Source organism: Flavobacterium sp. CAU 1735 (genome assembly GCF_039888695.1).
Classification (GTDB): Bacteria; Bacteroidota; Bacteroidia; order Flavobacteriales; family Flavobacteriaceae; genus Flavobacterium.
Map to the genome: position 1 here is coordinate 607252 of NZ_JBDQQQ010000001.1, position 20490 is coordinate 627741.

Genomic DNA, 20490 nt, shown 5'->3' on the forward strand with positions numbered 1-20490 from the left:
AAAATAAAGAAAGATGAATAATATCGTAGCCATAGTAGGAAGGCCCAATGTTGGAAAATCCACTTTTTTTAACCGATTGATTCAGCGTCGTGATGCCATAGTCGATTCGGTAAGTGGTGTAACCCGCGACCGTAACTACGGAAAAAGTGAATGGAATGGAAAAGAGTTCTCGGTGATCGACACCGGAGGATATATTAAAGGTTCCGACGATATTTTTGAAGGCGAAATCCGCCGTCAGGTAGAATTGGCCATCGATGAAGCCGATGCGATCATTTTTATGGTCGATGTGGAAGAAGGCATCACTCCGATGGACGATGAAGTGGCAAAACTGTTGCGTAAAGTGACCAAACCCGTTTTGCTTGCCGTAAACAAAGTAGACAATGCTATGCGTGAAAAAGACGCATTCGAATTTTATAACCTTGGACTGGGCGAATACTATACCATTGCCGGAATGAACGGAAGTGGTACCGGTGAATTACTGGACGCTTTGGTAGAATTATTACCGGAACTTCCGGATGCTGTGGAAGAGGAAAATCCGCTACCGCGTTTTGCTGTAGTAGGACGACCAAATGCAGGAAAATCATCGTTTATTAATGCGCTGATCGGGGAAGACCGTTTTGTGGTAACCGATATCGCCGGAACAACCCGTGATGCAATCGATACCAAATACAACCGTTTCGGATTTGAATTTAACTTAGTAGATACGGCTGGAATCCGTAGAAAAGCCAAGGTAAAGGAAGATTTGGAGTTCTATTCCGTGATGCGTTCCATTCGTGCGATCGAACACAGTGATGTTTGTATCCTGATGATCGATGCTACCCGTGGTTTTGAAGGACAGGATCAGAGTATTTTCTGGTTGGCCGAAAAGAACCGTAAAGGCGTTGTGATCCTGGTAAATAAATGGGATTTGGTAGAAAAAGATACCATGTCGACACGTGATTATGAAGCCCGAATTCGTCAGGAGATTGCACCTTTTACCGATGTGCCGATCCTGTTTGTATCTGCATTGACCAAGCAACGACTTTTAAAGGCTCTGGAAACTGCTGTTGAGGTATTTGAAAATCGTAAACAACGTATTGCGACTTCAAAATTCAACGAATTGATGTTGCCAATTATCGAGCATACGCCACCACCAGCTTTAAAAGGAAAATACATCAAAATTAAATACTGTATGCAGTTGCCAACACCAACACCTCAATTTGTGTTTTTTGCCAATTTACCACAGTATGTTAAAGATCCGTACAAACGTTTTATCGAAAACAAATTACGCGAGAATTATAACTTTTCAGGGGTTCCAATTGATATTTATTTCAGACAGAAATAGTTTGTTAAAGTTTCTATAAGAATTTTCGTTATTATACGTGAAATCATTTCTTTTGCGGTTGTTATGTTTACATATTAACCGCAATTTTTTTTATACTAATGCAAAAAATCACCTTACTTTTTGCGTTTTTGTTGATAAGTTGCCTGTCCTTTGCTCAAAATAATATGGTGCTAAAAGGGAAGGTAATAGACAAAAACTCAGGATTACCAGCCGAATCGGTTACCGTTTATCTTTCGGTTGTAAAAGATTCGACACTTATTGACTACACGATTACCAACAAAGCGGGGAATTTTGAATTCAGCGTTAAAAAAAATAGCCAACCGGTTTTTCTAAAGATATCGATGATCGGATATCAGGATTATAAACAGGAAATGGACGGGATAAACGCATCCCATGATTTTGGAACGATCGCTCTTGTCGAATCTCCTAAAACACTGGGTGAAGTGATTGTAAAAACCGAAGCACCGCCAATCCGGATTAAAAAAGATACCTTAGAGTTTAATGCAGCCTCGTTTAAAGTGCGTCCGGATTCCAATGTCGAAACCTTATTAAAACAATTGCCGGGTGTTGAAGTTGATAACGGTAAAGTGACGGTCAATGGAAAGGAAGTTAACCAGATATTGGTAAACGGCAAACCGTTTTTCGATAAAGACGGGAAGATTGCCTTACAGAGTTTGCCATCCGAAATCATCAATAAAATACAGGTAACCGAAACCAAAACGAAAAAAGAAGAGCTCTCCGGACAAAAAGCCAGTTCGAATAATGCTACAATTAACCTGACGATAGATGAAGATAAAAACAAAGGATTTTTTGGGCGATTTACCGGAGGATATGGAACCGACAGCCGCTACGAAAGCAGTGCGTTGGTCAATTATTTTAAAGGAAACCGTAAAATCAGCTTTTTAGGATCATCAAATAATATCAATTCGGCCGGATTTTCAATGAATGAAGTTTTCGACAATATGAGCGGAGGACGTAATGCGTCGGTGAATATTGGCGGAGATGGTAGTTTTGGGGTTAACGGGATGAATTTTGGCGGTGGAAAGGGAATTACCCAATCCAATATGGCCGGGTTAAATTATGCCGATCAGTTTTTTAAAGGATTTGACGTAAGCGGTAATTATTTTTATACCGATGCCACGTCAAAGAACGACAATAAAAGCCGGTATCAGAACTTTCTTCCGGATCGGACGATTATAACCGAATCAGCCGGAAACACGCGTGAAGATAAGTATATGCATAATGGAAGTCTTATTATTGAATATAAAATCGATTCGACGGCAACTGTATATGTTTCGCCACGATTTTCCAAAGGCAACTCCAAATATAAAAGCCAGTCGGAAGAGGCGACGATGAACGAAAACAACCGTGTTTTGAACGATAGTGACAGTAACTTGTATAACGAAAGCGACAGTCAGAGTTTTTCGAATTCCATTAGTTTTAATAAACAGTTTGCAAAAAAAGGAAGAAGTCTTGGGATTGATCTCGATAATTCCAATTCCAAAGATATCGGTAGTAACCTTAATCAGTCCAAAACCCGTTTCTATGACGACAACGGCGCTTTGCTTCGAACCGATAACCGGGATCAGATTCGGTATAACCGGAACTTTAACGACCGTGTGGAGATTGATCTGGAATATCTGGAACCGGTTATGGATTCCGTACGTTTAAAGCTAGCAGTGGATTATAGCTGGAATAAAGCATTGGATAATAAAACAGCCTATAACTTTGATGAGACTACAGGAGATTACACGATGCAAAACGATACGCTTTCCAATTTCCTTCGATCCACAACAACTACGATAAACCCAAAAGCGGGAATCAATATCGAAAAAAATAAATTCTTCCTGAGTAGTTATTTCGGAACCAATATTACCCGTTTGGATAACGAATCGTATTACCTGTATCGAAATACCAAATTGATACGGGATTATATACTGCCATCGGCTTCGCTATATATGAGCTACAAACTGTCGAAAGCCAAATCGTTTTCGATGAATTATTCCTATCGGGTTTCATTCCCGTCGGCCGTTCAGATGTTACCGGTAGATGACCCGTCAAATGCTTTGGTAAGTTATATTGGAAATCCGGATTTAGATCCAACCAAAAGCCATTCAGCCGGAATTTATCTTCGAAACTATAATTATGCTACCCGATCGGGTTATAGCTTTTCGGTTACAGGTCAGTATTACGACAGCCAGATTATATCATCAACCATTTATGATGAAAGTGCGAAACGTTTTACGACCTATCAGAATATATCCGGAGGATTTAACGTAACGGGAGGCGGAAACTGGAGTAAAAGCTTTATCGTTGATATGCATAAATTCCGAATTGGTATTTCGCCGAATCTAAGCCTTACAAAAGATAAAGGATATACCAACGGCGAACTGTTTGATGCGTTGAACTACCGTTTTCGCACCCGATTTAATTTGAATTGGGATTATGGTGAATTACTAACGGTGACACCATCGTACACGTATTCGTATAACGTGACCAATTATACCAATTACAGTGTTAACTCGGCGTCCAACTATACGCATCAGTTCAATCTGCAAACCACAAGTTACTGGCCTAAAGGACTGGTAATCGGGAATGATTTTGGATATACGTATAACTCGGCTATTTCCGACGGTTTTAAAAAGGATTTTTACCTGTGGAATACCAGTGTGGGCTATAATTTCTTTAATGACAGAATGTTGTTTAAGGTTAAAGTGTACGATTTACTGAATCAAAACCAAAGTGCCATCCGAACGATTGGAGCTACCAGTATCCGGGACGAGGAGAATACGGTATTAAAACGTTATGCGATGTTTTCGCTGACATATAAGATTGAAAAATTTGCCGGAAAAGAGAAAAAAGGCAGCCGTGGAAGACCGGGAGCCTTTTAAAAAGATAAAAAAAATGAGAAGCTGTGAAAACAGCTTCTTTTTTTGGTCAGTCCCGAAGTATATTTGCTAAAAAATTGAAAAAGAAAGATGAAATATTTTTATGCCGGAATTGTGCTCTCCGCCTTATTTGGATGTGAGCCCGAACGAAAGAACTACGATCTCAGGATGTTGCCGCGGGAATGGGTGCGGCTCACAAAAACAGCAAAAGGTCTGGTTGTCTATAATACCTGTGATTCCGGGAATTTATTGTTAACGATTACGCATACCGGTGAAAATTCGGAAATCTTCCTTCACGGTCAGCAGGAAGATCAGGAATATCAGGTTTTAAATACCTACCAGTCGGGCGATACGATAGTAGCGGTAACAAAATGGAAAGACGGAAAAGATGTACAGAGTTTTAAATTCCTTCCGGCCGAAAAGGAGAAACACCTGGGACGTTGGATTACGACATTTCCAACCGGATTTACCTCCGATAATATATTTGTAACCACCGAAAAACAAAACCATTATCCCAAAGTCGACCAACCCTGTCGGGAATGTTGGGGCGATGAATGTGATTAGACTACCGTTTAAAACCTGACAGGTCTCGAAGACCTGTCAAGTTTGTTATAGATATAGAAAGCGACTTTAGGTCGCTTTTTTTGTACGTATTTTGGGATAATAAAATCGGTATAAATACTTGTTTTTAAGGTGATAGGAGCATTTTTATACAAAACAGTATGGAAGTGTTTTTGAAATCTATTAATATTGATCATAAACTTGTTTAATAGCGATCATTATGACAAAAAATACGACACCATTACTTTCCAATTTGCCAATTGAAAAATTGACTTCGGAAACCGATTTTTTAAATATTCTGGACAAAGGAACATTGATCAAAGATTTTTTAATTGGAAGTCAGGGGAATTTGAAAGATATTAAAATGTATGCGTTATATGGCGATTGGGGAAGTGGGAAAAGTAGTTTGATGAAATACCTTGAAAAAGAACTTCGGGGAGAATTTAATACCTTCTTTTTTGAAGCCTGGGAATTCGAAAAAGATGAGAACCTAGCCATGTCTTTATTGGAATTTATCACGTATAAGTCAAATAGTACATCTGAAAAATTTTATGATGGACTGGTAAAATATGGCGGACGAATTTTAAGAGGATTGGCGAAGTCGGTAAAAGTGAATATTCCTTTATTTGTAAATGGACCGTCAATAGAAATAAATCCGTCTGCATTAGCAGAGGAATTAAATCAGAAAGATCCGATAACATTTTTTCAGGCTCTCGACGGATTTAAGACAGAGTTTCGACGATTGGAAGATTATATAACAGGAGAACAAAAGCCAAAGTATAACATTGTTTTTATTGACGATCTGGATCGTTGCGAACCGGAGCAGGTTTTAAATCTGATGTCGGCTATTAAATTGTTTTTTACCTATGGCGAAAAAACACTGTTCTTCTGTGGTATCGATAAACAGGCTGTGGAAGCCGCGGTAAAAACCAAATATGGAGATGTAGTGAAATCGAACGAATATCTGGAAAAGATATTTGATATTTCGTTTACGATGCCAAAACATAACGATGTCCAGAAGTTGATCAATCATTATTTTGATGAAACAACATACAGACTAGATATACTTGCGTATGAAATTAACAATATGGTTCATACTTTCTTTGATGCTCTGGAATTTAAGAATCCAAGAAGAATAAAAAAGGTGCTGAATAAGTATCAGATATTAAGGGAGTTTATAAGGATTAAGAAAAGTGAAGATTATTTAACCCCGAATATTGATATGAAAGATGGAGTCGTAGCAAGCCATTTTGAAACATTATTAGTATTGTATTTGATAATTCTACATGAATTTTATCCAACAGAATTTGACAACTTTTTAAACTTTGAAAAAATTAAAAAAGTTACTTTAAACAGTGTAGATAACAGATCAAGTGTATCAGAAGATATTAAAGCTGCGGCTAAAGATAATTATAGTAAAGATAAGTTAGATAGTATTATTATTCGGGTATCTGCGGATATTGAGCGATTTAATATTTGTCTTTTTCCGTCAAATATTGATGGGGTTAATGGAGATGCGTTGGCAATGGATTCATGGAGCCACATCATTGCAGATGGTAATAATGTTGATTATTTATTTTATAAATATATAAATCCGTTAAATCCTGGTATATGGCTTGATAGATCTGGTAATGCCTCTTTGCAAGATATAAAACGATTAATTAAAAATTTATTGTGAGTTATCTTAAGTGTTAAACCTGACAGGTCTCGAAGACCTGTCAGGTTTAATAAAACTCATTCTCTTTTGAATACTCTTTTTCCAGTATAAAAAATAGGCTTGGTTTTTATACTCCCTCTCCTGTTCCAATGCCTTAGATAAATTGTCATTTGCTTTTTGCAAGGTGGCAATCATAGTTTTTTGTCGTATGACGACATCTCTTGATGATTTTTGTTTTCTCTTGGAATCTATATTTTGAGAATTTGAGAAATAACCCCATACCTTATCTGTCCTACACTTCTCACAGTGTTACGGTTGTTTCTAATACTACCTGCATAGCATGGAGGAATTTTTCAATTAAAATAAAACAGTTTTTCTGTAAACAAAATGAATAGTAACGGGGAATGACCTTAAAAAATCATACTTATTAAAGAGATATTACTTCTAGGCATTAGAATCAGCACACAATATTTTGAATACTATTCGATATGTTGTTTTTATGATCAAATTGTTGATGATAATGATGTCGGGATTGATTTTTTTTGATTTTAAATGTTTGTAAACTATTGAGGGGTCAAAGCCATACAAAACGGACTCAAGTATAGATGTATTTGGATTTTCTGTCTGAGGATTCTGTAAATTAAGAATAAGCATAAAGTGCTTTTATCAGTGTTTTATCTGCTTTTTTCTAAATATAAATATGGAATTTTTAAACGTTTAATATGAAAACAATAGTACAAAAAATTAAAATTGGAGTTGTTGTTTTGAGTACAACACTATGGTGTCTTTCCTGTAGTAATGAGATGGAGAATTACAAGGAATATCCGCAGGATCAGTTAAAATCGGCTTCAGGCAGGTTAAGTGAAGAGGAATCAGTTACTGAGACAGTAAATCAAGAAGAACTGGACAGGCTTTTGGAAGGAATGAAATTAGAATTTGTATATACGGCTCCCATTATTGCAGAACATCGTCTGAATGTGCCTGAGAGTAAGAGTAAGAGTAGAGTAGTTCTTAGAGAGAAAATGACACCGGATCACATCAAACAATTGGGGTATGATACCGAAGAACAAGTATTGGAAGTCTTTAAACTTAAAAGATACAATAGGGAAAAACCGAATGGAGTTGCGATTAATGATTATCAAACCTGTGCTATTCTTGAAACGCCTATAGCTGTTGATGGAGGTCCTTGCAAAATTTTCGAACCCTGTAAAGATTTGGGTGGGAAATTTTGTGTTTATATAACGTTAGGAATGCCAAAGATTACCCCTGTGGGTGATGAAAATTCAGAATATAGAACAACCAGAACCATCATTGATAATGATTCTGATGAGGAAGATTTGTTTAAAAAAACGTACACTATTACTCAGGGAACATCTACAAAATGGGACGTGGAAAGATCAATCGGACTTAAATTAGGACTAAAAGTGGGGATGTCGTTAGGAGAAACTTCTATAGAAGTTTCTGTAGGTATGGCAACGAAAAAAGGAGGGACTAAAGACGAAAAAAGAGAAATAAAAGAAGAATATACAACTAAAATACCGGCAAGAAAGAAAAAACAAATTCTTATAGTAGAAGAAATAAAAACACAATATCTTAATTATCAGATTCCGGTGAAGTTAGAAGGATCTGCAGGATTACTGATGCACAGACGGCCTTTTAGGCGAGGTGCTTCGGCGTCTATTTTATTAAAAGGGAAAAAACTGATGGAAAAAGGAAACATTAAGGTCGAAAAGGCAATCGATTTTTATATTTATTCTAAAATACTGGACTAAAAAATGTCTTTCCATTCTGAAAATAGAAATGCAGAACATTATTATTCAGGGAAAGCCTATTAAAACAAAAGCCGGAACGAGTCCGGCTTTTTTTATATAATTGTCTCAGTATGTTACCAACTTCCTCCGGCTCCGCCACCGCTAAATCCGCCGCCGCCAAAGCCGCCACCGAATCCACCGCCGCCAAAACCGCCACCGGAACTTCCTCCTCCAAAACCGCCACCGCCACCGCGGCCAAGGCTGCTCAGGATGATCATGTCCAGTAAATCCGGTCCGCCGCCACCGCCAATTCCACCATTACCACCGCCACCGGACTTACGTCCTCGCGCTAATACGATAATCAGGATGATGACAATAATGATAAAAATAAAGATTCCGGCTACACCGTCGTCGGATTTGTCGCCTTTACGGGTGCCTTTGTATTTCCCTTTTAGTACGTCTACTATCACATCGGTACCTTTGTCAAGACCGTTATAGTAACTACCGGCTTTAAATTCCGGAATAATTACTTCCCGCGTGATTTCGCCTGCAATACCAGCCGTTAGCCGATCTTCCACACCATAACCCGGAGAAATCCAGATACGACGCTCGTTTTTGGCCAGCAGTATAAAAATACCATTATCCTCTTTTGCCTGTCCGATACCCCATTGATGTGCCCATTTCGGGGTTAATATTCCGATATCCTCGCCTTTTAACGACTCGATAGTAGCGACTACAATCTGCGTTGAGGTCGAATCGGAATAACGAATCAGTTTTTCTTCCAGGCTTTGTTTTTCCTGCGGGCGCAACATATTGGCATAATCGTAAACGCTCGTTTGAAATTTTGGTTTTTCCGGAATGGTAAACTGTGCCGAAACCGGTTGCAGCAGTAAAAAGAATACCGGCAACAACAGGCTTTTAATAAATTTAGCAATACAATGTGTCATTTATCCTTTGGATATTTCGTTCGATAATTCGTTGGTATCGTCACTTTCAAAAGGAAAATACTGTTTCAGACGTTCACCGGCTTTGATGATACCATCCACCAAACCGTCTTTATAACGTCTGTTTTTGAAGTGTTCAATCACGATGTCTTTGGTACAGTCCCAAAAATCGTCTTCCACGACCTTATGAATGCCTTCGTCGCCGATAATGGCAAAAGTATGATCGGAAACCCCTATGTAAAACAAAACGCCGTTTCGGGCTTTGGTTTTGTCCATACCAAGGGAGTAAAAAACCTCCTGCGCTCTTTCGACCGGAGGTTTTTCGCTATGATCTTCCAGATGGACTCTGATTTCCCCGGAAGTATTTTGTTCGGCAATCTGAATCGCGTTGACGATTGCACGTTCTTCTTCCGGAGTCAGGAAATTTTCAGTAGCCGACATCGTTTTTTAGAATTTTACTTCAACCGGTTTTTCAGCACCTTCTACAGCATTGAAATACGCTTTTTCTTTAAATCCAAACATTCCGGCAAAAATACTGTTCGGAAACATTTTGATATGACTGTTATAACCTTTAACCGATTCGTTAAAACGTGTTCTGGCCGTTAAAATCTGGTTCTCAGTACTAGCCAGCTCGTCCTGAAGTTTTAAGAAGTTTTGGTTTGCTTTTAAATCCGGATATTGTTCCACAGTAACCAATAAACGCGATAAAGCCGAAGAAACACCACTTTGTGCTTTGTTGAACTCAGCCAATTGTTCCGGTGTGATATTCGAAGGATCGATTGTCGTTTTAGTTGCTTCCGAACGGGCTTTTACTACTGCTTCCAAGGTACTTTTTTCGAAATCGGCCGCGCCTTTAACCGTGTTAACCAAATTGCCGATAAGGTCATTTCGTCGCTGATAAGAGGTTTGTACGTTACCCCATGCTTCCTGTGAAGCCTGGTCCATTTGAACAGCTGTATTGTTGATGCCTTTAGCCCAAAAATAGACTACAATAATCAGGAATACAATAATTCCGGGAACTAACCATTTTTTCATAATTACTTTTTTTTTAGATTGTTTTTGTGCTATTAGTCGTATGTTAACCTGGTCCGTTACAGGTAGGTTTTCTTAAAGAATTGTTATAATTCGTTTTTAATATTCAATAATTGAATTTTGATAGCTTCTAATTTACGAATGATTTCGAATTTATCCAGCGTTTTTTTCTGAGCTTCTTTTAAATGAATTTTAGCACCTTCGAGTGTGAATCCGCGTTCTTTTACCAGATGGTAAATCAATTGCAGGTTTTTTACATCTTCCGGAGTAAACATCCGGTTTCCCTTTGCATTTTTTTTCGGTTTCAGAATATCGAATTCCTTATCCCAAAAACGGATCAGGGAAGCATTTACGTTGAATGCCTTGGCGAGTTCGCCAATACTGTAATATCTCTTTTCTGGTAAGTCTAAATGCATTAGTCGAGGGATTGGTTTTCTTGGTTAGCTAATTGTGAAATTAAAACATATTCTTTGGCCGAAATCGAACCGTAATAGAAATTCAGCGGATTCACCACCGCTCCGTTTTTATGAACTTCATAATGCAGGTGAGGCGCTTCCGAACGTCCGGTACTGCCCACATATCCGATGATGTCACCTCTTTTAACGCGTTGACCCGGTCGAACATTGTATTTGCTCAAATGGGCATATAAGGTTTCATAACCATAGCCATGCGTAATTTCGATATGATTCCCGTATCCGGAAAGCGAATTATCGGCTCTGCGCACCACTCCGTCGCCGGTAGCAAAAATCGGAGTTCCGGTTTTGGCCGAAAAATCCATTCCGGCATGGAACTTCCGCACTTTGGTAAACGGATCACTCCGGTATCCGAAACCGGACGCCATATGTTTTAAATCTTCATTTTTTACCGGTTGGATAGCCGGAATAGCCGAAAGAAGCTTTTCTTTGTCTTTGGCCAGTTTTAATATTTCGTCGAGCGAACGCGATTGAATAACCAATTGTTTGGTGATCACATCCACACGGCGGGTTGTATTCATAACCAGATCCGAATTGTTATAGCCTTCCAACGCTTTATAACGGTTGATTCCGCCAAAACCGGCGCGACGTTGTTCATCGGGAATCGGAGAGCTGTTAAAATAGACCCGGTAAAGGTTGTTGTCACGCTCTTCCAGATCGCTTAACACATCGTCCAACTGATCCATCTTTCGGTTTAGAAGCGCATAATTGATTTTTAAATTCTCAATTTCACGGGCTTGTAATTTATCTTTGGGTGTTTCGAAAAACGGGGTGTTAATCAGTACGACAAAACACAAAAAACCGAATAAAGCCGATGCGACTAAGAACAAACTGATATATCCCACACGACGCCCTTTTTTGGGTTTGATTTTTTGATAGGCTAATTTTTCAGAATCGTAATAATATTTTACCTTCGACATTTTCTAAAATATACTATTTTTGTACCTTATAAAAAGTTAAACGGCAACCTTTTGTAAGGTTAGACGAACAAATTTAATAAATGTTTCTGTAAAATACTTTCCCCGAATCAACATTTAGCTTGTTTCTTGTGAGTTACGTAACGATATGTTAAGTGTAAGTTGATGATAACAGGAAGTATAGGTCGGAACCTTTATTTAATTTTAAGAAGAATTTAATACAATACGGGCGAAGTCAATTCGCGTCAAATAATGCAGTATATGAAATCACAAGACGTCAGAAAACAGTTTCTCGACTTTTTTCAAAGCAAAGGCCACCTGATTGTGCCTTCGGCTCCGATCGTTTTAAAAGACGATCCTACTTTGATGTTCAACAATTCCGGAATGGCTCAGTTTAAAGAGTTTTTCCTGGGGAATGGAACACCGAAAAGCGCCCGTATAGCCGATACTCAGAAATGTCTTCGCGTATCCGGGAAGCACAACGACCTGGAGGAAGTAGGAATTGATACCTACCACCACACGATGTTCGAAATGTTAGGAAACTGGAGTTTCGGCGATTATTTTAAAAAAGAAGCGATCAACTGGGCCTGGGAATTATTAACCGAGGTGTATAAGATCGATAAAGATATTTTATATGTAACGGTTTTCGAAGGGAGTAAAGAGGAAAATGTTCCTTTTGATCAGGAAGCCTACGATATCTGGAAAACCCTTATTTCGGAAGACCGAATCCTGTTAGGAAACAAAAAGGATAACTTCTGGGAAATGGGCGATCAGGGACCATGTGGACCGTGTAGCGAAATTCACGTAGACATTCGTTCGGCGGAAGAAAAAGCAAAAGTACCCGGGAAAGATTTGGTAAACGCTGATCATCCGCAGGTAGTGGAAATCTGGAACAACGTATTTATGGAGTTTAACCGTAAAGCCGATGGATCACTGGAAAAATTACCGGCACAACACGTCGATACCGGAATGGGATTTGAGCGTTTGTGTATGGTATTACAAAACGTAAAGTCGAATTATGATACCGATGTGTTTTCACCGCTGATTGAAAAAGTAGAAAAGCTAACCGGTGCAAAATACACGATTAAAGCAAAAGACGAAGACGAAGAAAAAATAAACATTGCGATTCGAGTTATCGTGGATCACGTACGTGCCGTAGCCTTTGCTATTGCCGACGGACAGTTACCGTCCAATACCGGAGCAGGTTATGTGATCCGTCGTATTTTACGTCGTGCGATCCGTTATGCGTTTACCTTCTTAAATAAAAAAGAACCATTCATTTACGAACTGGTACAGGTATTAAGCGATCAAATGGGGGCTTTCTTCCCGGAAATCACGGCTCAGAAATCACTGGTGATGAACGTGATCAAAGAAGAAGAGGCGTCTTTCCTTAAAAAGTTAGAACAAGGATTGCATTTGTTGGAAAACGTAATTGCCGAAACCGATGGTATTATCGTTTCCGGAGAAAAAGTATTCGAATTATACGATACATTTGGTTTTCCAAAAGATTTAACCGAACTGATATTACGAGAGAGAGGTTATAATTATGATGAGGCCGGTTTTGAAGCGGCAATGAAAATACAAAAAGACCGTTCCCGTGATGCTTCCGAAGTTTCGACAGATGACTGGACAATTTTGGTAGATGGAAATGTTGAAACCTTTGTAGGTTATGATCAGACGGAAAACGAGGTGAAAATCACCCGTTTTAGAAAAGTAGATAGTAAAAAAGACGGAAAATTATATCAGATTGTCCTGGATAACACGCCTTTCTACCCGGAAGGTGGTGGACAGGTTGGTGATAAAGGTGTTTTGGTATCGGCTAACGAAACCATCGAAATTATCGACACCAAAAAAGAAAGCAACCTTATTTTACATTTTGCGAAACAATTACCGGAAAATATAAACGGAACATTTGACGCAAAAGTAAATAAAGAATTACGCAATCAGTCAGCCAACAGTCACTCGGCGACACACTTGTTACATCAGGCTTTACGTTCGATTTTAGGAACGCATGTGGAGCAAAAAGGATCGTTGGTTGCTCCAAATTACCTTCGTTTTGACTTTTCGCATTTTGCAAAAGTGACCGATGAAGAGTTAAAACAGGTTGAAGATTTCGTAAATGCACGAATCCGCGAACAATTGCCCTTAATCGAAAGAAGAAGCATTCCGTTTGCGCAGGCGATTGAAGAAGGCGCGATGGCTTTATTTGGTGAAAAATACGGGGATAATGTACGTGCAATTAAATTTGGCGATAGTATGGAGCTTTGTGGCGGAATCCACGTGCCGAATACAGCCGATATCTGGTACTTTAAAATCACAAGTGAAGGTGGTGTTGCGGCCGGAATCCGTCGTGTGGAAGCGATTACCAACGAAGCGGTAAAAGACTTCTTTGCCTCGCAGGAAAACACGTTAAAAGAGATCAAAGAAACCCTGAAAAACCCACAGGATGCCATTAAAGCGGTTGTTTCGTTACAGGATGAAAATGCGAAACTGAAAAAACAGTTGGAAGCATTATTAAAAGAAAAAGCGAAAAACCTAAAAGGAGAATTAACCGGAGAACTTCAGGAAATCAATGGCGTTCGATTCTTAGCAAAACAGGTGGATTTAGATCCAAACGGAGCGAAAGACCTGGCTTACGAATTAGGAAATCTGGGAACCAATTTATTCCTGTTACTGGCGACAGCAGACGAAGGGAAACCAATGTTAACCTGTTATATTTCGAAAGAACTGGTAGCCGAAAAAGGGCTTAACGCCGGACAAGTAGTACGCGAACTTGGAAAATACATCCAGGGTGGCGGTGGCGGACAACCCTTCTTCGCAACAGCAGGAGGTAAGAATCCGGGCGGAATCAAAGAAGCTTTGGAAAAAGCCGTTGATTTCGTAAAATAGATTTAAGATCACTAAAGATAAAAAGACCCGAAGCATGCTTCGGGTTTTTTGTTTGCAGTAAAATGACGTAATAATCCTTAAGTTTGTAGAAACAAATGCAATCATGAAATTCAGAACACAAATACCCATTTCAAAGAGCAATAATCCGATCGATTATAGGTCGCAGGTGGTGTCTTTGGGTTCGTGTTTTGCGGTCAATATGAGTGAAAAACTGGATTATTTCCGGTTTCGGAATTATTGTAATCCGTTTGGAATACTATTTCATCCGCTGGCGATCGAAAAAGCGATTGATTTTGCCCTACAGGAAAAACAATTTATCCAGGAGGATATCTTTTTTTATAACGAACAATGGCATTCTTATGATGTCCATTCGGATCTGAATGCGACCGATTCGGAACAATTGTTACAAAACCTTACTAAGGCAGCATCCGAAACCCGAAACCGACTTGCCATTGCGACACACGTTTTGATTACCTTAGGAACGGCCTGGGTGTATCGAAAAACGGAAGACGATAAAATAGTAGCCAATTGTCATAAAGTCCCGCAAAAGCAGTTTAAAAAAGAATTATTGTCGGTTGCTGTTATTCAGGAAAGTCTGGAAAAGATAATTGCGGGGATTTCTCAATTAAATCCAAAAGCGCAGTTTGTTTTTACCGTTTCGCCGGTACGCCATAGTAAAGACGGTTTTGTGGAAAATCAATGGAGTAAAGCCAATCTGATCACGGCTGTTCATCAGGTGATTTCGGAAACGCCAAATACAGTTTATTTTCCAAGTTATGAAATCATGATGGACGAATTGCGGGATTATCGTTTTTATGCCGAAGACATGCTACACCCGAATGGAATTGCGATCGACTATATCTGGGAACGTTTTACGGAAACCTGGATCGCAGAAACGACCTGGCCGGTTATGAAGGAAGTCGATAGTATTCAAAAAGGACTGGCGCATCGTTCGTTTAATCCCGATTCGGAACAGCATCTCCGTTTTCTGGAAAATTTAAAAATAAAGATTACTAAATTAGTAACAGAATATCCTAATATTTCTTTCGGATAGTTATTCGGAATTTCCCCCTTAAAATAACAAATTAAGATGCTTCCAATTGGAGGCCTCTATGTGTTTTGTGTTATAACAAAGGGAAAGTATATGCGTTATAAATTGCTCTTGGATGAAAGTGGTGATCATGGGCTAAACAAAATAGATCCGGGTTTTCCGGTATTTGTTTTGTGTGGTGTGCTTATTTCAAATAGGGAATATCGTAAGTTGAAAGTAAAACTGATGTCGCTAAAGCTGAAATATTGGAATAGCGATAATGTTATTCTACATTCCAGAGATATCAGGAAATGCTATAATGAATTTGCATTATTATTTGATTTAGGTATCAAAGAACGCTTTTATTCTGATCTGAATACGATTATGACAGAATTGGATTATACTGTAATAGCATCGGCTATCAAAAAAGAAAAGTTTATACAATGCCATGGAAAGTTAAAAGACGATGTATATGAAGTGGCACTTTCTTTTGTAATGGAAAGAGCCTTATTTTGTTTGGAAGGAAAAAAAGAAGATAAGGTTGCCTTAGAAATCGGTATTGAAAAGAGAGGACAGAAAGAAGATCGGAAATTAGCGACTCATATAGCGGCAATAAGAAATAATGGAACCTATTATGTTAGGGGTAATAGATTCAGAAACATTGGAGCAGAACCTCATTTCTTTTCTAAAAAAGAAAATATAAGTGGACTTCAGATTGCGGATTTACTGGCTTACCCGATTGCAAGAAAAATTATAAGTCCGGAAAGTAAAAATCCAGCCTTTGAACTAATAAAACCTAAAATATATCAGAAAGACGGTAAATTGCACGGGCTTAAGATATTCCCATAAAATAAAGGACCTATCATTACAATATGACAGGTCACTTTACCGACCGGGAGACACCCCAATCCATATACAAATGTAGTGAAATAGATCTAGGAAACCAATTTTTGATTACCTTTAAAGTCAAATAGATTGACTCCTTTTTTAACTTTTAAAGCTCTAATAAAACGATTTATTTTAGAAAAAGGATGTTTGCTTTTTGCAATGTCCTATAGATTATATATTATTATTGCGTTTTACTATGCCACGAAAAACTTCAGAAGAAACACAGATCAAAAACATGTTAGTGCCCGTAGTTCAGGCGTTGGCGCGTTCCGGGAAAATGATGTATTTGCTGATTTTTATAATCATCGGATTTGTAATCTATAAATGGGTAACCTCTGAAAAGAATACCACTTCGACCGAATACAATACCAATTTGATTCAGCAGCAGATTAAAAACGTTGGAAAACTGGTTGTGACAGAAGGGCATTATGCCCAAGTAATGACCTATAAAGACCAACAAAAATACCTGATGAACCTGTTGACGTTCGAAAAAAAAGCTTTGATTGTGATCAATGCTGATGTAACGGTGGCTTATGATTTACGTCAGGTGAAATATGATATTGACGAAAAGAACAAAACCATTACGATAGTCAGTATTCCGAAGGAAGAAATCAAGATTAGCCCGGATATTCAGTTCTATGATGTGGATCAAAGCCGGATGAATCCGTTTACCGGAGACGATTACAATAAAATCAGTAAAAAAGTAAAAGAAGATCTGGCGCGTAAGATGGAAACATCGACCTTAAAATCGAATGCCAAGAACCGATTGATTAGCGAATTGTCTAAAATTTTAATCCTGACGAATTCTTTAGGGTGGAAATTACAATATGAAAACCAGGTGTTGGAAAATGAACAACAGTTGGGAGAACAAGTGAAATTATAAAAGAATAGTTCTGATAAAAAACAACCCTATCAGATTCTGGCAGGGTTGTTTTTTTATAAATTCGATAAAGAAAATAGCATTACAGTTTGCTTTCCAGGCTATTCCAGCCGCCACCGTTGATCACTTCGATATTGTTTTGCTTTAATACTGTTGCAGCTTGTGCACTTCGCATTCCGGAACGACAACAGGTGATCACCGGTTTGTTCCATTTTTTGATGGTAGCGATTTCAGAACTGATCCGTTGTAAAGGGATGTTCCGGGAATTTGGAATATGTCCGCCGGCAAATTCTTCTGGTGTTCGTACATCAAGAATGATGGCGCCTTTGGCTACAAATTCCTGTATCATTTCATTTTTATTGCCCAATCCTAATAAATCTAAAAGTCCCATAACTTTAATTTTTATCAAAGGTACGGGACTTTCAGGTATAGGGTTGTAACAATTGTTACGGATTTAATTTACGCTTTCGTTTTCGAAAATAAGTTCGAGTCCGTTGCTAATCAAATGAGCAACTTCCGGACGCGTCGTTTTTAACAGTTCCAAATGGGCTAAAACTTTATTTTCCAGAGCATGGTTGTTGTTTTTATGAGCCAGTTCGGCAATTTCAACAGACAATAACCAGTCTTTCGGATGTTCGTTTTGAAGGGTTTCAAAAATGGCATCCGGGTTTCCGGTGGTTTTTCCTTCGCGGATGTCGCGGATATTTTGGTATAACGCTTCCAGTTTTAAACGTTCCGGTGTTTTTTGCGCTTTAATGGTTTGCGATGATGGCACATGTGTAATCAAATCGAAGCTTTTAACATCGGCCGGACCTGAAAAAGCAGCAATGATTTTCTTTCCGACAGCCATATCATAAATACCCCATTCCGGTTGGAATAATACGGTGTCGTTATGTGTCACCGTACAGTTTTTAAAGCTGATGGTGATGATTTTGCCCTGTAAATTTCGGGAACCGGTAATGATTTCTCCGGAAACTTTGATATTTCCTTCAAATTCAAGCGTAACAACCTGTCCTTCGAATATGGCATAGGCACTTAAATCCCTTGGACTCATGTCTTCGATAGCCAGATTGATTCCTTTTAATTTCCCGATCGGACTTCCGAAACCTTCGGCATGGTATTCGGTACCATGGCCAACCAGTTCTTTTTCGCGGTAGGATAAGGCTGTTTTTCCGGTTGTCTGAATATAAACCGGTTTACCTTCGTGTTCGATCACATTGGTGAAAACACCTGAAACCTGAATACCGGTACTCAATTCAATAGTTCCTAAGGCTTTGGAATGAATTAATTTCTGAATTCCGGATAATCCGCCGGTACGCAATGCCATTTTATTGGCAAACTCTTCCAGTACGAGGTTGAGGTGTGCAAAATCAGGCGTTACATACAATTGCGGTTGCGGTTTGGTGATGTCAAAACTTTGATTGGCCGCACTGATATCGTATGGGATTTTCTTTACATTATCGGTCATACACCAGGCACTTTCTCCAATAGAGGATAGAAGTCCGGCACCATAGATTTTCGGATTGTCTACGGTTCCGATTAAACCGTATTCCACGGTCCACCAGTGTAAGTTTCGGATTTGTGCCATTTCGGACAATTCACCCATATCGTTTTGTAACTCGTCGACACGCTTTTCGGCGGCTTCGATTTCGTTTTGCGGTGTACCTTCGGCTTCTTTCAGAATCGAAAGCAAACGAATCGCTTCATACATTTCGTAATCCCGTGCCGATGAAATGGCTTTACAACCGATTTCACCAAAACGACGCAGGTATTCGGCATATTCCGGATTGGCAATAATAGGGGCGTGACCGGCTCCTTCGTGAATAATATCGGGAGCAGGTGTATATTCGATATGTTCCAGCTGGCGGATATCGGACGCAATAACGAGTACGTTATACGCCTGAAATTCCATAAAAGCATTGGGTGGGATAAAACCGTCTACGGCAACAGCAGCCCAACCGATTTCTTTTAGGATACGGTTCATACCATACATATTCGGGATACTTTCGATAGAAATTCCCGTCTGGCGAAGACCATCCAGATACGAGCTGTGGGCTACTTTTCCGAGGTAATCCACATTTTTACGCATCACATAGCGCCAAACGGCCTGATTAATCGGAGTATACTCGTCATAATCCTGCGGTTTGATAAATTGCTTCAGATGCTTGGGTAAGCGCTCAATTAAGGGATTGGTTTCAAACGATGGATTCATGATTAAAAATTGTTGCTGTTTGGTGTAAAATTACGAAATCTTTAGGGAGTTAGCAATTGGAATTTCAATCCCGGAATTATATTGCGTTATTTTTAATGTATTCTATTTTATAATGAAACATGGCTGCCATTTTTGCAGCCCTTTCTTTGGCTTCCTCGGCGATTGGTCCGGCAAAAAGGGAATCGACCGTAGCGGTAAATATCGTAAGCCAACGGTTAAAATGCGTGGCGTCTACGGGTAAAAGCGCGTGTGGCGGGAAAGGTCGGCCGGAATAGGTGTGGTTATCCAGTAAAATGCTTTCCCAGAACCGGTACATTTTGGCCAGATGTTCCGGCCAGCGGTCTTGTATTTTACTATTGAAAATCGGTCCGATATAATCGTCCTGCTGTACTTTTCCGTAGAAAGTATCGACCAGTGCTTGTACGTCTTCGAAAGTGCTGATATCGTTCATGATAGTGATAAAAAAGCCTACACAGGGTAGGCTTTTTAGTTTTATAGTGAATTACATTATTTTTTTTGCGGTGGAAACTGCATCAGAATTTTAGAAACAAATTCGTTGATGCGTTCTTCTTTTTTCTCACGGTTTCGCGTTAAAACACCGGTTCCGATACCTTGCCAGATCAATTCTTTTTTACGGGCATCAATCAGGTCGATATAAAGGGTTCCTTCGGTTGTGGTACTAACGGTGCTGTAACTTGGTCCACCCCAGCCCCATCCGTAGCCATATCCCCAACCCCAACCGGTATTGAACTGGCTCACGTTAACCTGTTCGCTGGATTTGGTAAAAATATTAACCAACATATCCGGATTGTCGCTTTTTGTAAAGCCTTTGGCGGTCATCTGATCGTCAATGGCGCGAAGGATACGTCGTTTGTCTAAATCGGAAATCTCAACTTTATCGATTCCATCTTTATGAAAGGCATAGGTTTTATACTGACTAAAGTCGGTTCTGTTATCAAAATCGGATGCTACTCTAACGGAGCTGCAGGAGCTGATGACCAAGAGTAGTAGTATCGGGAGGTATTTTATTGCTTTCATAATGTA

The 20490-nt window shown here is 39.2% G+C and carries 18 protein-coding genes; 9 read left to right on the plus strand and 9 right to left on the minus strand.

The genetic code is table 11. The annotated features are described in order from the left end of the window. The first annotated feature begins 13 nt into the window (after positions 1-13). The 5 genes from der to AAFN64_RS02980 all read left to right on the plus strand — a co-directional run bounded on the left by der (position 14) and on the right by AAFN64_RS02980 (position 8202). Complete coding sequence (der, locus tag AAFN64_RS02960; RefSeq protein WP_300487940.1) at positions 14-1324, plus strand: ribosome biogenesis GTPase Der; 1311 nt, start codon at positions 14-16, stop codon at positions 1322-1324. Positions 1325-1488: 164 nt separating this feature from the next. Next, entirely contained in the window at positions 1489-4215 is a 2727-nt protein-coding gene (locus AAFN64_RS02965) for an outer membrane beta-barrel protein (RefSeq protein ID WP_347759234.1), read from the plus strand. An 87-nt stretch (positions 4216-4302) separates the two neighbouring features. Then, positions 4303-4776, plus strand: coding sequence for a hypothetical protein (locus AAFN64_RS02970; RefSeq protein ID WP_300487934.1), 474 nt, complete (start codon positions 4303-4305; stop codon positions 4774-4776). 217 nt (positions 4777-4993) lie between these two features. Further along, positions 4994-6451 carry a P-loop NTPase fold protein gene (locus tag AAFN64_RS02975; RefSeq protein WP_347759235.1) on the plus strand — a complete coding sequence of 486 codons (1458 nt, stop codon included), beginning with the start codon at positions 4994-4996 and terminating at the stop codon, positions 6449-6451. A 701-nt stretch (positions 6452-7152) separates the two neighbouring features. Then, positions 7153-8202, plus strand: a complete 1050-nt coding sequence (locus AAFN64_RS02980; protein ID WP_347759236.1) for a hypothetical protein — start codon at positions 7153-7155, stop codon at positions 8200-8202. 113 nt (positions 8203-8315) lie between these two features. On the opposite strand, the gene AAFN64_RS02985 is transcribed toward AAFN64_RS02980, so the two are convergent. From AAFN64_RS02985 to AAFN64_RS03005, 5 genes are all read right to left on the minus strand, one after another. Beyond that, entirely contained in the window at positions 8316-9128 is an 813-nt protein-coding gene (locus AAFN64_RS02985; protein WP_347759237.1) for a TPM domain-containing protein, read from the minus strand. Then, positions 9129-9566, minus strand: a complete 438-nt coding sequence (locus tag AAFN64_RS02990; protein WP_300487922.1) for a TPM domain-containing protein — start codon at positions 9564-9566, stop codon at positions 9129-9131. Between the two features lie 6 nt (positions 9567-9572). Continuing rightward, positions 9573-10160: a LemA family protein gene (locus AAFN64_RS02995; protein ID WP_347066203.1), complete on the minus strand. Its 588-nt coding sequence runs from the start codon at positions 10158-10160 to the stop codon at positions 9573-9575. 83 nt (positions 10161-10243) lie between these two features. Further along, the gene (locus AAFN64_RS03000; protein ID WP_300487915.1) at positions 10244-10573 is read right to left on the minus strand and encodes a MerR family transcriptional regulator; all 330 of its coding nucleotides are present in this window, start codon (positions 10571-10573) and stop codon (positions 10244-10246) included. Next, complete coding sequence (locus AAFN64_RS03005; RefSeq protein ID WP_347759238.1) at positions 10573-11550, minus strand: M23 family metallopeptidase; 978 nt, start codon at positions 11548-11550, stop codon at positions 10573-10575. Before AAFN64_RS03005 ends, AAFN64_RS03000 begins: the two co-directional genes overlap by 1 nt. A 258-nt stretch (positions 11551-11808) precedes the next feature. Between AAFN64_RS03005 and alaS the strand changes: the two genes are divergently transcribed. From alaS to AAFN64_RS03025, 4 genes are all read left to right on the plus strand, one after another. After that, the gene (gene alaS / locus AAFN64_RS03010) at positions 11809-14436 is read left to right on the plus strand and encodes an alanine--tRNA ligase (protein WP_300486060.1); all 2628 of its coding nucleotides are present in this window, start codon (positions 11809-11811) and stop codon (positions 14434-14436) included. Between the two features lie 103 nt (positions 14437-14539). Beyond that, positions 14540-15490, plus strand: a complete 951-nt coding sequence (locus AAFN64_RS03015; RefSeq protein ID WP_347759239.1) for a GSCFA domain-containing protein — start codon at positions 14540-14542, stop codon at positions 15488-15490. A gap of 36 nt (positions 15491-15526) precedes the next feature. Then, on the plus strand, positions 15527-16315 hold the full coding sequence (locus AAFN64_RS03020) for a DUF3800 domain-containing protein (protein WP_347759240.1): 789 nt from the start codon (positions 15527-15529) through the stop codon (positions 16313-16315). 319 nt (positions 16316-16634) lie between these two features. Further along, the gene (locus AAFN64_RS03025) at positions 16635-17237 is read left to right on the plus strand and encodes a DUF4230 domain-containing protein (RefSeq protein ID WP_347759894.1); all 603 of its coding nucleotides are present in this window, start codon (positions 16635-16637) and stop codon (positions 17235-17237) included. A 79-nt stretch (positions 17238-17316) separates the two neighbouring features. On the opposite strand, the gene AAFN64_RS03030 is transcribed toward AAFN64_RS03025, so the two are convergent. The 4 genes from AAFN64_RS03030 to AAFN64_RS03045 form a co-directional block, all read right to left on the minus strand. Next, positions 17317-17625, minus strand: coding sequence for a rhodanese-like domain-containing protein (locus AAFN64_RS03030; RefSeq protein ID WP_347759241.1), 309 nt, complete (start codon positions 17623-17625; stop codon positions 17317-17319). Positions 17626-17688: 63 nt separating this feature from the next. Beyond that, on the minus strand, positions 17689-19446 hold the full coding sequence (locus AAFN64_RS03035; protein WP_347759242.1) for an aromatic amino acid hydroxylase: 1758 nt from the start codon (positions 19444-19446) through the stop codon (positions 17689-17691). Positions 19447-19522: 76 nt separating this feature from the next. Then, entirely contained in the window at positions 19523-19897 is a 375-nt protein-coding gene (locus tag AAFN64_RS03040) for a group III truncated hemoglobin (protein WP_347759243.1), read from the minus strand. Positions 19898-19953: 56 nt separating this feature from the next. Beyond that, entirely contained in the window at positions 19954-20484 is a 531-nt protein-coding gene (locus tag AAFN64_RS03045) for a DUF4136 domain-containing protein (RefSeq protein ID WP_300486046.1), read from the minus strand. Positions 20485-20490: the final 6 nt, after the last annotated feature.

What these genes read in the sequence shown, in the direction of transcription:
- AAFN64_RS02975 (WP_347759235.1), top strand. Translation starts at nt 4,994, where the DNA reads ATGACAAAAAATACGACACCATTACTTTCCAATTTGCCAATTGAAAAA.
- AAFN64_RS03000 (WP_300487915.1), bottom strand. Translation starts at nt 10,573, where the DNA reads ATGCATTTAGACTTACCAGAAAAGAGATATTACAGTATTGGCGAACTC.
- AAFN64_RS03025 (WP_347759894.1), top strand. Translation starts at nt 16,635, where the DNA reads ATGTATTTGCTGATTTTTATAATCATCGGATTTGTAATCTATAAATGG.
- AAFN64_RS02990 (WP_300487922.1), bottom strand. Translation starts at nt 9,566, where the DNA reads ATGTCGGCTACTGAAAATTTCCTGACTCCGGAAGAAGAACGTGCAATC.
- AAFN64_RS03035 (WP_347759242.1), bottom strand. Translation starts at nt 19,446, where the DNA reads ATGAATCCATCGTTTGAAACCAATCCCTTAATTGAGCGCTTACCCAAG.
- AAFN64_RS02965 (WP_347759234.1), top strand. Translation starts at nt 1,489, where the DNA reads ATGGTGCTAAAAGGGAAGGTAATAGACAAAAACTCAGGATTACCAGCC.
- AAFN64_RS03040 (WP_347759243.1), bottom strand. Translation starts at nt 19,897, where the DNA reads ATGAACGATATCAGCACTTTCGAAGACGTACAAGCACTGGTCGATACT.
- alaS (WP_300486060.1), top strand. Translation starts at nt 11,809, where the DNA reads ATGAAATCACAAGACGTCAGAAAACAGTTTCTCGACTTTTTTCAAAGC.
- AAFN64_RS02970 (WP_300487934.1), top strand. Translation starts at nt 4,303, where the DNA reads ATGAAATATTTTTATGCCGGAATTGTGCTCTCCGCCTTATTTGGATGT.
- AAFN64_RS03030 (WP_347759241.1), bottom strand. Translation starts at nt 17,625, where the DNA reads ATGGGACTTTTAGATTTATTAGGATTGGGCAATAAAAATGAAATGATA.
- AAFN64_RS02985 (WP_347759237.1), bottom strand. Translation starts at nt 9,128, where the DNA reads ATGACACATTGTATTGCTAAATTTATTAAAAGCCTGTTGTTGCCGGTA.
- AAFN64_RS02995 (WP_347066203.1), bottom strand. Translation starts at nt 10,160, where the DNA reads ATGAAAAAATGGTTAGTTCCCGGAATTATTGTATTCCTGATTATTGTA.
- AAFN64_RS03020 (WP_347759240.1), top strand. Translation starts at nt 15,527, where the DNA reads ATGCTTCCAATTGGAGGCCTCTATGTGTTTTGTGTTATAACAAAGGGA.
- AAFN64_RS03045 (WP_300486046.1), bottom strand. Translation starts at nt 20,484, where the DNA reads ATGAAAGCAATAAAATACCTCCCGATACTACTACTCTTGGTCATCAGC.
- AAFN64_RS03015 (WP_347759239.1), top strand. Translation starts at nt 14,540, where the DNA reads ATGAAATTCAGAACACAAATACCCATTTCAAAGAGCAATAATCCGATC.
- der (WP_300487940.1), top strand. Translation starts at nt 14, where the DNA reads ATGAATAATATCGTAGCCATAGTAGGAAGGCCCAATGTTGGAAAATCC.
- AAFN64_RS03005 (WP_347759238.1), bottom strand. Translation starts at nt 11,550, where the DNA reads ATGTCGAAGGTAAAATATTATTACGATTCTGAAAAATTAGCCTATCAA.
- AAFN64_RS02980 (WP_347759236.1), top strand. Translation starts at nt 7,153, where the DNA reads ATGAAAACAATAGTACAAAAAATTAAAATTGGAGTTGTTGTTTTGAGT.